Origin of the sequence: Candidatus Avelusimicrobium stercoris, assembly GCF_002437085.1 — a bacterium.
Classification (GTDB): Bacteria; Elusimicrobiota; Elusimicrobia; order Elusimicrobiales; family Elusimicrobiaceae; genus Avelusimicrobium; species Avelusimicrobium stercoris.
The window spans coordinates 63,584-75,746 of the sequence record NZ_DJOA01000006.1 but is presented as its reverse complement, the minus strand read 5'-3'; the positions used below and the strand labels follow the sequence as shown (position 1 = coordinate 75,746).

Sequence of the window (12,163 nt, the reverse complement as noted above, 5' to 3'; positions counted from 1 at the left end):
ACATCTTAATTCTGCGCGTTACGTTATCTTTGCGGAAGCATTCAATCACGTCGCCTTCGGCTACGCCCTTGAAGCCCTCAATCAAGATACCGCACTCATATCCTTTTTCAACTTCCTTTACGTCGTCCTTGAAGCGTTTTAAGCCGCCGATTTTACCGTGGCCCACTTCTTCGCCGTTGCGTTTCACACGCACTTCGTAGCCGCGGACTACTTTACCGCTATCTACGAGCGAGCCGGAAATCAAGCCGGAACTGAGTTTCATTACCTTTTTAATGGTGGCCGTACCTACAACCGTTTCCACCACATCGGGTTCCAACAAGCCTTCCATAGCGGCCTTGATATCTTCCAACAGTTCAAAGATAATGGTGTAAAGGCGGATTTCAATGCCTTCGCGTTCGGCTTCGGCGTGGGCTTTGTTTTCTACGTCCACGTGAAAACCGATTACCACCGCGTTGCTGGCCTTAGCGAGCAAAATATCGGACTCGTTAATATTGCCCGGAGCAGAAAGGATAATATCCAGTTCCACCTCGTCGGACGGAATACGCAACAGCGCGTCTTTAATGGCTTCAATGGAGCCCTGTACGTCGGCCTTTAAGATAAGGCTCAACTTTTTGACGCGGTTGCCATTTTCATCCTTTTGCGCCAAGTTCATTAACGAAACTTGTTTGCGGTGCGCTTGGGAGTCTTCTTTTTGCGCCAGTTTGCGCTTTTCGGCAGCGTAACGGGCTTCCTTTTCGCTCTCCATAATGTAGAGCGTATCGCCTACCTGCGGCGGTTCGCCGTTGATACCTAAAATTTCCGCAGGAACGCTTGGGCCGATTTTTTGGTAGCGTTGGGAATTTTCGTCAATCAGCGCGCGGATGCGGCCATAGTTGGTGCCCACGAGGAACGGGTCGCCGACCTTCATCGTACCCTTTTGCACGAGTACGGTGGCTACAACGCCGCGTTTGTTATCGCGCTTACTTTCCAAAATTACACCCACGCCCGGGCGGTCCGGGTTGGCTTTGAGTTCCATCATTTCGGCCTGCAAGGAAATCATTTCCAAGAGTTTATCAATATTGATATGTTTTTTAGCCGAAATTTCTACATAAATGGTGTTGCCCTGCCACTCTTCGGGCACTAAACCGCGGGCGGCCAAGTCCTGCTTGACGCGGTCCGGGTTGGCGCCGGGAAGGTCAATTTTGTTAATTGCCACAATGATAGGAGCCCCTGCGGCTTTGGCGTGTTCCATAGCCTCAATGGTCTGCGGCATAATGCCGTCCGTGGCAGACACAACGAGTACCACGATATCCGTGGCCTGTGCCCCACGCGCACGCATTGCCGTAAAGGCTTCGTGCCCGGGGGTGTCCAAGAACGTCAGGGTGCCGCGCGGCGTGGTTACGCGGTACGCGCCGATGTGCTGCGTAATGGCGCCCGCTTCACCCGCGACGACGTTGGACTTGCGGATAGCGTCCAAAAGGCTGGTCTTACCGTGGTCCACGTGGCCCATAATGGTGATAACCGGGCTTCTGGGTTTTAACGAGGCCGGATCGTCCGGCGTTTCCATAAGAGCGACGGTTTCTTTGCTTAAATCTTCTTCCGCCAGTTCCGCCTTAAAGCCGCACTCGTCCACAATCAGTTCCAACATATCTTTTTCCAAGCGCTGGTTAATCGTGGCGAAGATGCCCATCATCATTAACTTTTTGATAAAATCGTTCGTTTTGATGTTCATCTTTTCGGCCAATTCTTTTACCGTGGGCAGACCGACAATGCGGATTACTTTCGGGTCGTTGGCCGGAGCCGCTTGTACAGGGGCTTCGTTATGATGATGTCCGTGTCTCGGACCCTGCGGGCGGCTACCTTGGCTCTGCGGGCGGTCCTGCGGACGGCTATTCTGTCCTTGCGGACGGTTACCTTGGCCCTGCGGACCTTGCTGTCTGCCGTTCTGTTGCCCTTGCGGGCGGCTATTTTGCACCGGGGCAGGGCGGTTGTTTTGCGGCGCAGGTTGTTGCACGGGTGCCGGTTTAGGGGCAGCCGTTACTTGCGCGGGTTTCGGCGCAGCAGCCACTGGGGCCGGCTTCGGCGTATTTTCAACCGGGGCCGGTTTTACCGTCGGTTTTTGTTCCGGCTGGTGGGCGGGTTTCGCTTCCACCGCGGGTTGAACGGGGGCCGCTTGCACGGTTTCCGCTTTTACTTCTTCGGCAACGGGTTTTGCGGCCGCTTTTTTAGCGGTCGTCGTTTTGGCGTGCGTTTTTCTAACCGTCGTCTTTTTGGTGGCAGTAGTTTTAGCGGTCGTTTTTTTAGCCGTCGTTTTTTTGGCAGCCGTCGTTTTGGCGGTTGCTTTTTTAGCGGTCGTCTTTTTAGTGGCCGTTTTCTTCTTTGCGGAGGATTCTTCGTCTGTATTAGTTGTTTTCTTTGTCGTCATTAGTTTCCTCCTGCGTGGACTTGTCCGCTAAATATTTTTTAGCGCCTTCAATAATTTTTGCGGCCGTTTTCTCGCCGATGCCCTGCACGGTGGACAAGTGTTCCACGTCCAACGCGGCGATTTGTTCTACGGTCGTAAAGCCGGATTTCTGCAAGACTTCCGCCATTTTGGGGCCGATGCCTTCTACGTCAGCCAAGGTGGCCTGTACGGCGGCGGTGGCTTCTTTGCCTTCCTTCGCTTTTTGGGATTCGCTCTTTACTTCCAAGTTCCAACCCGTGAGTTTGGAGGCCAATTTAATGTTCTGCCAATCTTTACCAATGGCGATAGCCAACTGGTCGTCCGGCACGATAACGGTGGCCTTCTTTTCGCTCAGGCTTTCAATTTTTACGAAGTCCGCCTTAGCCGGGGCCAAAGAGTTCATAATAACGGTGGAAATATCGTCGGAATAGTTGATAAGGTCAATGCGTTCGCCGGAAAGTTCGTTCATTACCGCGCGGATGCGGATGCCACGCATACCGACGCAAGTGCCAATAGGGTCAATCTTGCTGTCAATGCTGGACACCATCACTTTGGCGCGGAAGCCGGGGTCTCTCTGTACGTTTTTGATTTCCACAATGCCTTCGTTGATTTCGGGCACTTCCACTTTAAAAAGTTCTTCCAAGAACTTGCCATTGGCACGGGACAAAATGACGTAAGGTCCACGCTGGCCTTTGTCCATTTTGAACGCGGCGGATTTGTAGCGGGAGAGAACCGGGTCATCGCCAATGTTGGCCAAATCGTTTTGGTTAAGCACCTTGGCAATAATGGCTTTTACGCGGGAACCGTTTACATAGCGTTCCTTTTTAATTTGTTCGCAATACGGCAAAATGGCTTCCACCTTGCCCAAATCTACGATGATGTCGCGGTCGGAGAAGCGGCGCACGGAACCCGTGATTACTTCGCCTTCGCGGGGTTTAAATTCTTTGTAGAAGTTGTCGCGTTCAATACCGCGGACCTTTTGGATTAACACTTGTTTGGCGATTTGCGCCGCAATGCGGGAAAAATCTTCCACTTCCAAGGTAATGGTTACCACGTCGCCGGCTTTGGGGGCCTTTAAATATTTTTTGGCGCCTTCTACGTCAATTTCCATTTCCGGGTTTGTTACCACATCTACCACGTTTAAGGTTTGGAACGCCTTAATAGAGCCGCTTTCCACGTCAATCTTGGCGGAAATTTGGGCGGTTTTGCCCAAGTTTTTGCGCAAGGCGGAGACGAGGGCGTCTTCAATCGTTTTTAAAATGTCTTCGCGTTTGATGTTTTTTTCTCTTTCCAAACCTTCCAACGCTAAAACTAAATCTTTTGCACTTCCTTCCATTTTGATAATCTCCTTTTTGCCCGGTTTAATACCGCGGCGGGGTTAAAATTCAAGGACCGGGTCCAGATTGGCCTTCTTGATATTGTCGTACGCGAAGCGGAACTGGTTGGTTCCGTCATCAAGCACAAAGTGGTCGTCGTCCGCCGAGGCGATAACGCCCGTAAAACTGCCGCGGCCTTCCAACGGGATTTTAAGCACAACTTTGGCGCGTTGGCCGACGAAGCGTTTAAAATGCGCGGGCTTTTTAAGTACGCGTTGCAAACCGGGGGAGGATACCTCCAAAATGTAAGCGCCGTCAATCAAGTTTTCCATTTCCAAAATGGAATCAATCTTGTCGGTCAGTTCGCCGCAGTCGTCCAGCGTTACGCCGCCGGTTTTATCTACGAAAAACTGTAAAAGTTTCTTTTTGCCTTGGTTTTGGATGATTAAATCCACCAGTTCCACGTCTTGCTGGGCAAGGGCGCGGGCTACGGTTTCTTCAATGGTTTTGGGGTCTCTCATATCTACTCCTTTTGTAGAGCCTTATTAAGGAAAGAGCGGCTTGTTGCCAAGCCGCTCTTTCTAGAACACTCATATCATAACATATAGGGAGTGATGTGTCAAATATATACTAAAAGGTATAATAAATATATGGCAACTACTTTTATTCAGTTATCCCCGGCGCAGGCCAAGCAGGCTTTTGCACTGGTGGAGGAGCGCGTAACTTGGTTTGAAAACAACGGCATTGACCAATGGGCCCGCGCGCATTATTTATCCCATTATAATTTAGCGTATTTTGAAAACGCCGCCCGCCGGGGGCAGTTGTGGGGCTTGTTTGAAGGCTCCCGCTTGGTGGCCTCGGCCGTTTTATTAGACAAGGACCCACGTTGGCAAGATTATGAAAAACTCCCCGCGTGGTATGTACATAACTTGGCTGCCGCGGTGGATAAGTCGGGCGCAGGGGCCGAATTTCTGCGCAAAGCCGAGGTAAAAGCGCGCGAAAATAAAAAGCATTATTTACGGCTGGATTGTAAGGCCGGAGCGAAAAAAATTAACGCCTATTACGAGGAAAAAGGTTTTGCCTATGTAGGCGAGTGGGGGGAAGATGCCTACAAGGGAACGCTTCGGCAAAAGAAGTTATAAGGCGTCTATAAAAATATATCCGGCCCGGAATGATACCCGGGTTTTTTTATGCAAACTAACCCCTTTTTGCGGTTGCGCGGGGGTGAAGCGTTGTTTAAAATTAAAGGGTAGCAGCAGTAACCAAACAGCAGTATTTTACAGGGGGAAAAATGAAGAAAACTGTATTAATTGCGGCGTTGGCGCTGGTGTTGGGTGCCTCGTCCGTTTCTGCCCAAGGGGGCAAATCGTCCGGTGCGGCTTACCAACATAAAGCCGGTGCCGCAGCCACGCAAAAAGCGAACCAAGCGTCCTTGAAGAAGGGCGAACCCAGCCTGAACGCCAGTACCACTACTACAAATGTGTATAAAGTGTCCGAAACCAACAAACGCGGTACTTCGGACTATGGGGTAATGGAGCAAACGGTTACGAACTCCAAGGGTTCTACCACCACCAACGCGGTGCTGTATGACGAATATACGCCCAGCAAGGCCGCGCGCGTGAACGAGCGGAAAATGGAAGTATCCGTGGCGGGTGGTGTGGCTTATACGTTTAATAAAGACGACCGCAAAGACCGCTACGCCAAAAACGGCTTCGGTGCAAATATGAATATGCTGTGGAATATGACGCCCAACTTTGCAATGGGGCTTGATTATATGATGCTCCACCCGGGCACCAAGAGCCACAACAAAGACGGCGTTGCCCGCAACTATAAGGACTTCTACTTGCACTCTGTTGCCTTGGGCGGGCGCTACACCTTAAACGCGTGGGATAATTGGCGCGTTTATGTGCCGATGGGCTGGGGGATGATGCAAGCGCGTATGAAGACCACCACCGACACAGCAAGCGACCGTTCCAGCAAGGACAAATGGGGTACGGGTTTTTACGCGGGGTTAGGTTTGCAGTATGACATTTCCAGCGATTTGTTCGCCGGGTTGGAATACCGCTATACCTATGCGTTTATCAGCGATAAACACTTGTCCGACTTTGGCCGCGACAAGGACCTGCAATTCCACTCGCTCTTTTTGCGGCTCGGGATGCGGTTTTAAAAGCGTGTAAACGCTTAACTGGAAGGGAACCTGTGCTGCGGGTTCCCTTTCTTTTTGTTTGGAAAGGGCGTTTGTTGGCTGGTACACTTTAAAAGGGCTTGACTCGTTTTTTTTTTTTGATAAATTTTGAGTTGTAGCAAATTTATCAAAAAATGGTGGGTGTGATGAAAAACGCGTGTATGGGCCGATTAGGTGGGTTATTGGGAGGTAAAGAAAAAGGTTGTTTTACATCGTCATCCTGGAAAGTAGTAGTCCAGGATCTGTTGTTATTAAAAAAGAGGAAAACGACAGATACTGGAACGCTCCGCGCCAGCAAACCTTCCAGTATGACCCTTAATTTTATAAACAACGGATTCCCGACTACGACACTCGGGAATGACGACCACGACAACCACGGATCCTGGACTACTACTTTCCAGGATGACGGCAACAACTACTCCTCTGTAAGCCGTGGCTTTACCCTTATAGAACTGTTGGTAGTTGTTTTAATTATTGGCATATTGGCGGCGTATGCGGTGCCCGAGTATCAGGTGGCGGTGGGCGTAAGCCGTATGGCCGCTATGTATGGCATTGTGCGAGGAGTGGACGAGGCCCAAAAGGTAAAGCAAATGCAGACGGGGCATTATGGAAATTTTAAAAATTTATCCGTTTCCTTCCCGCCGGATTTCAGGATTTCTGCCAATGGTATGGGGGCTGAAAACGGCAAAATTTCGTGTACGGTTATTAATTACAAAGGCTCTATTGCTATTAAATGTACCGATGTTATCCGCAATTTAAGTTTAGAGAAATACCACGAGTCCGCCTGCTACCGCTGTTGGACCAGAACGGAGGACAAACTGGGCCACCGCATTTGTTCCAGTTTTTCCGGATTAGAAACTTATAATAGTTATAGCGAGGGGCACACATCGGAAGCCTACGACTTTAATTGTGCCCGGTAATTGGGGTGCGCGTCTTATACACACAAAAAACCCGGCGCTTGGCCGGGTTTTTTGTCATACTCAAATAACTTTATTTGCCCGTGGCGGCTAATAACTTATCCACCGCTTCGGACAAATTCCAGCGGACGGCTTCTTTGTCGGTGCGCTTTTTATATTCGCATTGGCCGTCCTTCACCGTGCGGCTGCTGACCACCAAGCGGTGCGGCAGACCAATGAGGTCCATATCTTTGAACTTAATACCCGCGCGTTCGTCGCGGTCGTCCAGCAGCACCTCTAACCCTTTGGCTTCCAAGGCGGCGCAAATTTCGTCCGCGTGCTTTTTAACATCGGGGTTGGAGTGGTAATCAATGGCGACCAAGGCAACATCAAACGGAGCCAAGGGCGCCGGCCAAATAATACCGTTGTCGTCGTGAGATTGCTCAATGGCGGCGGCCACCACGCGGCCTACGCCAATGCCGTAGCAACCCATAATCATCGGTTGGGCCTTTTGGGTTTCGTCCAAGAAAGTGGCGTTCATTGCCTTGGAGTATTTGGTGCCCAGTTTAAAAACGTGGCCTACTTCAATGCCGCGCGTAAAGGTAAAGGGGTTGCCACAATGGGGGCAAATATCGCCTGCGGAGGCAATCTTTAAATCGCAATACGCATCTACCTTAATATCGCGCAGAGGGGTAACGTTCTTCATATGCACGTCCTTTTCGTTCCCGCCGGAAACACCGTTAATCACGCCCTTTACATAGTTGTCGGCGTAAATGGGCAGTTCGGGGTGTTTTTCCTTTAAGCCTTGTGCACCCGCAAACCCCACAAAGGAACCCGTAACCTTGGTATAAGTTTCCTCGTCGGCCTTTACCAGTTCGGTGCATTTTAAGAACGCGCGGAATTTGGGCTCGTTTAGTTCGTGGTCGCCGCGCATTAAGGCTACCACGGGTTTGCCGTCCGCCATAAAGAGGAGGAGTTTAATCAGTTTAGAGGTCGGCACATTGAGCATAGTGGCCACATCTTCAATGGTGTAGGCTTTGGGGGTGGCTACCTTTTCCATAGGCAAGAGTTCGGCCTCGTTTACGGGCGGAAATTCCGGGCATTTGACGGCGGCTTTTTCCGTATTGGCGGCGTAACCGCAGTCGGAATCCGCGATAGCGTCCTCGCCGTTGTCGGCCAGCACCATAAACTCGTGGGAGAAATTCCCGCCGATAGCCCCGGTGTCGGCTTCCACGGCTTTAAATTTGAAGCCGCAGCGCGTAAAAATGCGCTGGTAGGCATCGTACATTTTTTTGTACCACTCGTCGGCCTGCGCGTCGGTGGCGGCGAAGGAATAGGCGTCCTTCATATAAAACTCGCGGGAGCGCATCACGCCAAAACGGGGGCGGATTTCATCGCGGAATTTAGTTGCAAATTGGTACAGGCAGACCGGGAGTTGCTTGTAAGAAGATAAATCCTTGCGCACGAGGTCGGTTACTTCTTCCTCGGCGGTGGGGGAAACGCAGAAACCCGCGCCCTTGCGGTCTTCCAGTTTTAACAGTTGGTCGCCAAAGTGTTCCCAGCGGCCGCTTTCTTCCCAAAGTTCTTTGGGTTGGATAATCGGCATCCAAATTTCGTTGGCGCCCGCGCGGTTCATTTCCTCACGGATGATTTGCTCTACTTTTTTAAGCACCTTAAAGCCGAGTGGCAGCCACTCATAGAGACCACTGCCCAACTTGCGCACGAGCCCGGCGCGAATCATTAATTTGGCGGAAAGGTTATCCGCATCCTTGGGGGCTTCCTTTAACGTAGGAATATAATAGTTTGATAATTTCATTTTGTGTCCTTTTTATTTAATTAAATTGTAGGTACAGGCAATCCTATTTTTTCTAATGGTAGATATTCAAAATAGTAAAAGCAATGTACGGAGTGTATATAATCTAAAACATCTCTGTATTCAGATTTACGGAACCAATCACTCAAAATATAAATGTATTCCACATCAATATTAAGTTGTGCTAATAATTTTTGATACTGTTTACGTTTAAAATCACAAGTTTGCAACTTTTCATCTACGGAACCTGCAACTTGCTGAAATTTTACCTCAATGATGTAGAGGGTATTTTTGATAATCACAAAAATAGAATCATCAGGTAAAAGACGTTTAGAAATAATTTGCTTCCAGTCAATATTATTTTCTTCCAAAAATTTATAAAAAGCGAATTTTTTATATGTTCTTGCAACTTCCTCTCCCTTAAATTTAATGACATTTCCATCTACGGAATAATCTTTTTGTTTGGACAAAAAAGTTAGAATATCCGTCTTTCCTTCAAAGGCTAATCCTGTTTTAGTATTAGCGCCACCAATTCCACCAGTCTTCATATTTTATTTCCTATTTTTTAATTCTTGGAATCGTTTTATGGATAAGTCAAGGTATTTTTCCTCTATGTCAATTCCAATAAATTTTCGTTTATAAAAGAAAGCCGCCAACCCAGTAGTAGAACTCCCAGTAAAGGGATCTAAAATAGTGTCTCCTTGATTTGTGCTTGCCAAAACAATGCGTCTAAGTAAATCAAAGGGCTTTTGCGTCGGGTGTTTCCCAAAAGTTTTTTCGCTTGCTTTGGGTGTATTTATTGCCCAAACAGAACGCATTTGTAAATTAGGCTTTTTTAAAAAATCTTCCGTCCATTGTCCATTTTTCATAGATTCATAATTAAATGTATGCTTGGCTTTTTTATCTTTTCTTGCCCATATTAAAGTTTCGTGGCTAGCCGTAAAAAAACGACAACTTAAATTAGGGGCAGCGTTGGGCTTGAACCACGCAATATCATTTAAAATATGATATCCGTTGAGTTGCAAGGCAAAACCACATTGATATATAGAGTGATAAGTTCCACTTATCCAAATAGTACCACTTGGTTTTAAAATGCGCTTACAAGACTCAATCCACTCATTTTGAAATTTAAAATCCGCACTAAATCCATTGCTTTTATCCCACTCACCTTTATTTACACAAACTCTCTTGCCGGATTGTATGGAAAATCCTCCATTAGAAAGCATATAAGGGGGATCTGCAAAAACCATATCAATAGAGTTGTCTGGAATTTGTTTTAATATATCCAAACAATTTCCGTGATATAAAGTGAAATTTGTCTCATCAAAAAACGGATTCATTTATTTTTTCCAAGTGTTGATTTTATCAATTAAGAAATCAACCCATTTTTCTTGCGGGAGTTTGAACATCGTTTGACCGTGTTCAAAATATAACCCTTCGCCTTTGCCGCCCGCAATGCCAAAGTCCGCATCGCGCGCTTCGCCCGGGCCGTTTACAATACAGCCCATCACGGCAATTTTAAGCCCGGTGGCCTTTTTTAACAGGTCCTTGTTGGAATAAATCTTCTCTTCCAAGGCGTGTACCGTGCCCGTTACGTCCACTTGGGTGCGCCCGCAGGTGGGGCAGGAAATCAGGTTCGGGCCGTATTCGCGCAGTCCGAGGGCCTTTAAAATTTCATACGCGGTGCGCACTTGCATACGCGGGTCCTCGGTTAAGGAAACGCGAATCGTCGCGCCGATCCCCTTTTGTAAAAGAGTTCCTAGGGCCACGGCACTTTTGACCGTGCCGCTTAAAAAACTGCCCGCTTCGGTAAGCCCGATGTGCAGGGGAATATCGCTTTGTTTGGCAAAAAGTTCGTTGGCCAGTACCGTGCGTTTGAAACTGTCTGACTTTAACGAAACGACTACGTTTTTAAAGTTTAACTGTTCCAAAATATTGGCCTGTTCCAGGGCTTCGTTTACCATAACTTCGGCCCATTTTTCGTCGGTCAGGTCCATTTTGCCCTGAACGGTTTTTAAATATTTTACGCTTCCCGCGTTTACCCCAATGCGGATTGCCACGCCGTGGTCCAGCGCGGCTTTTACCACCTCTTTGGTGTTTTCCACCGCACCAATGTTGCCGGGGTTAATGCGCACTTTATCTACGCCTTGTTTAATGGCTTCCAAGGCCAGTTTATAATCAAAGTGAATATCCGCCACGAGGGGGGAGTGAATACGCTTTTTGATTTCGCCAATCGCCTGCGCCGCTTGCATATCGGGCACGGCTACGCGGTTGATTTCGCATCCGGCGTCCTCCAACGCGCAGATTTGCGCTGCCGTTTTGACGGCGTCGCGCGTGTCTGTATTGCACATACTTTGTACGCGCACGGGGTGGCCGGTTCCCAAAATATACGGGCCGACTTTTACTTCTCTACTCTTGTACATTTTCCGCCTCCGCGGGTGCTTGTTCGGGCGCGGCCTGCGCCGCCACGGCGGCTTTGGGCTTAAAGAAGATACGTTTTGCGTCCGAATAAGTGGCATAAACCACGAGCAAAATTAACAAATACATACCGATATTTACCGCAATATTAAGGGTTTTTTCGGTCGGCAGTTTTTTGGTTAGCCCTTCCCATAAATAGACAAGGGCGTAGCCGCCGTCCAATATCGGAATAGGGAATAAGTTAAACATCCCTACCGCTACGGACAGCATAGCAATCAAAAATACAAAATCCAGTAAACTGCGGTGTACCGCTTGGTGGATAATATTTACAATGCCCACCGGGCCCGCCAATTCCGGCGCTTTCTTTTTAAGGAAACTTTGCGTTAAAGAGGAAAGCGAAAACTTCGTCCAGTAGTAGCATTGGTAGAAACCGAGTCCCGCGGCCTTCCACCACGGCACCGGGATGTATAACGCTTCCACGGTTACGCCCAGTACGGTGGGGGCATCCTTTTTAAAGGAGTCTGCCTTGGCGGTGGCGGTTAAGGTGTTTTCGCCGCGCGCGTAAGTAAGCGTTAAATCGCCGGTACGCTTGCCGATTTCTTCCACCACTTGGAGCCAGTTGTCCGTTTGTACGCCGTTTACAGTCAAAATTTTGTCTCCGGCTTTCAGGTCTAGTTGCGCCGCGGGATAACCCTCTGCCACGGCCCCGATAACGGCGGGCATTTTCATCGCGTCGGTTTCCGGCATCCCTTTAATGTAGATAAGCACGCCAAAGATAAGCGCGGCCAGCAAGTAGTTAAACAGCGCACCGTTTACCACCATAAAGAATTTGGCGTACCATTTTTTTGCCGCAAATTCATACGGCTTAGGCGGTTCGGGGGCGTCCTGCGGGTGGAACATCGGTCCGGCGGGCTCTACAAAGCCGCCAAAGGGGACAGCGCGGACCTGATAGTCCGTATCTCCCACTTTTTTGTGCCACAAGATTTTGCCAAACCCAAAGGCAAATTCATTTACGCGGATGCCTGTTAAACGGCAGGCCAAATAGTGCCCAAACTCGTGCACGATGACAATCGGGCTTAACGCAACGATAACGGCAATAATGGATAATAACAT

General features: G+C 48.8%; 11 protein-coding genes. 3 read left to right on the top strand and 8 right to left on the bottom strand.

Annotated elements, in window-relative coordinates; translation table 11 throughout:
* The 3 genes from infB to rimP form a co-directional block, all read right to left on the bottom strand.
* A partial coding sequence (gene infB / locus B2118_RS00805; RefSeq protein WP_428052469.1) for a translation initiation factor IF-2 occupies positions 1 to 2,404 on the bottom strand: 2,404 nt, incomplete at its 3' end.
* Positions 2,382 to 3,758, bottom strand: coding sequence for a transcription termination/antitermination protein NusA (gene nusA, locus B2118_RS00800; RefSeq protein WP_428052467.1), 1,377 nt, complete (start codon positions 3,756 to 3,758; stop codon positions 2,382 to 2,384). The genes nusA and infB, both read right to left, overlap by 23 nt.
* Positions 3,759 to 3,800: 42 nt before the next feature.
* On the bottom strand, positions 3,801 to 4,259 hold the full coding sequence (gene rimP / locus B2118_RS00795) for a ribosome maturation factor RimP (protein ID WP_428052465.1): 459 nt from the start codon (positions 4,257 to 4,259) through the stop codon (positions 3,801 to 3,803).
* A 129-nt stretch (positions 4,260 to 4,388) separates the two neighbouring features.
* On the opposite strand from rimP, the gene B2118_RS00790 reads away from it, so the two are divergent.
* From B2118_RS00790 to B2118_RS00780, 3 genes are all read left to right on the top strand, one after another.
* The gene (locus tag B2118_RS00790) at positions 4,389 to 4,880 is read left to right on the top strand and encodes a GNAT family N-acetyltransferase (protein ID WP_428052463.1); all 492 of its coding nucleotides are present in this window, start codon (positions 4,389 to 4,391) and stop codon (positions 4,878 to 4,880) included.
* 149 nt (positions 4,881 to 5,029) lie between these two features.
* Positions 5,030 to 5,905, top strand: coding sequence for an outer membrane protein (locus tag B2118_RS00785; RefSeq protein ID WP_428052461.1), 876 nt, complete (start codon positions 5,030 to 5,032; stop codon positions 5,903 to 5,905).
* 326 nt (positions 5,906 to 6,231) lie between these two features.
* Entirely contained in the window at positions 6,232 to 6,843 is a 612-nt protein-coding gene (locus B2118_RS00780; protein WP_428052459.1) for a pilin, read from the top strand.
* 70 nt (positions 6,844 to 6,913) lie between these two features.
* Here the strand turns inward: B2118_RS00780 and B2118_RS00775 are convergent, their stop codons facing one another.
* From B2118_RS00775 to B2118_RS00755, 5 genes are read right to left on the bottom strand one after another with little or no spacing between them, the layout of a single operon-like run.
* A complete protein-coding gene (locus tag B2118_RS00775) occupies positions 6,914 to 8,635 on the bottom strand; it encodes a proline--tRNA ligase (protein ID WP_428052457.1) in 1,722 nt (573 codons plus the stop codon).
* A gap of 20 nt (positions 8,636 to 8,655) precedes the next feature.
* Positions 8,656 to 9,180, bottom strand: a complete 525-nt coding sequence (locus tag B2118_RS00770) for a hypothetical protein (protein ID WP_428052455.1) — start codon at positions 9,178 to 9,180, stop codon at positions 8,656 to 8,658.
* Positions 9,181 to 9,183: 3 nt separating this feature from the next.
* A complete protein-coding gene (locus B2118_RS00765; RefSeq protein WP_428052453.1) occupies positions 9,184 to 9,972 on the bottom strand; it encodes a DNA-methyltransferase in 789 nt (262 codons plus the stop codon).
* Positions 9,973 to 11,055: a flavodoxin-dependent (E)-4-hydroxy-3-methylbut-2-enyl-diphosphate synthase gene (gene ispG, locus B2118_RS00760; protein WP_428052451.1), complete on the bottom strand. Its 1,083-nt coding sequence runs from the start codon at positions 11,053 to 11,055 to the stop codon at positions 9,973 to 9,975.
* The gene (locus B2118_RS00755; RefSeq protein WP_428052449.1) at positions 11,042 to 12,163 is read right to left on the bottom strand and encodes a M50 family metallopeptidase; all 1,122 of its coding nucleotides are present in this window, start codon (positions 12,161 to 12,163) and stop codon (positions 11,042 to 11,044) included. The genes ispG and B2118_RS00755 overlap by 14 nt, the downstream gene beginning before the upstream one ends.

Bases quoted from the DNA above. Each gene is read 5' to 3' on its own strand.
- B2118_RS00770 (WP_428052455.1), bottom strand. From the start codon at position 9,180: ATGAAGACTGGTGGAATTGGTGGCGCTAATACTAAAACAGGATTAGCC.
- B2118_RS00790 (WP_428052463.1), top strand. From the start codon at position 4,389: ATGGCAACTACTTTTATTCAGTTATCCCCGGCGCAGGCCAAGCAGGCT.
- nusA (WP_428052467.1), bottom strand. From the start codon at position 3,758: ATGGAAGGAAGTGCAAAAGATTTAGTTTTAGCGTTGGAAGGTTTGGAA.
- ispG (WP_428052451.1), bottom strand. From the start codon at position 11,055: ATGTACAAGAGTAGAGAAGTAAAAGTCGGCCCGTATATTTTGGGAACC.
- rimP (WP_428052465.1), bottom strand. From the start codon at position 4,259: ATGAGAGACCCCAAAACCATTGAAGAAACCGTAGCCCGCGCCCTTGCC.
- B2118_RS00765 (WP_428052453.1), bottom strand. From the start codon at position 9,972: ATGAATCCGTTTTTTGATGAGACAAATTTCACTTTATATCACGGAAAT.
- B2118_RS00785 (WP_428052461.1), top strand. From the start codon at position 5,030: ATGAAGAAAACTGTATTAATTGCGGCGTTGGCGCTGGTGTTGGGTGCC.
- B2118_RS00755 (WP_428052449.1), bottom strand. From the start codon at position 12,163: ATGTTATTATCCATTATTGCCGTTATCGTTGCGTTAAGCCCGATTGTC.
- B2118_RS00775 (WP_428052457.1), bottom strand. From the start codon at position 8,635: ATGAAATTATCAAACTATTATATTCCTACGTTAAAGGAAGCCCCCAAG.
- B2118_RS00780 (WP_428052459.1), top strand. From the start codon at position 6,232: ATGACCCTTAATTTTATAAACAACGGATTCCCGACTACGACACTCGGG.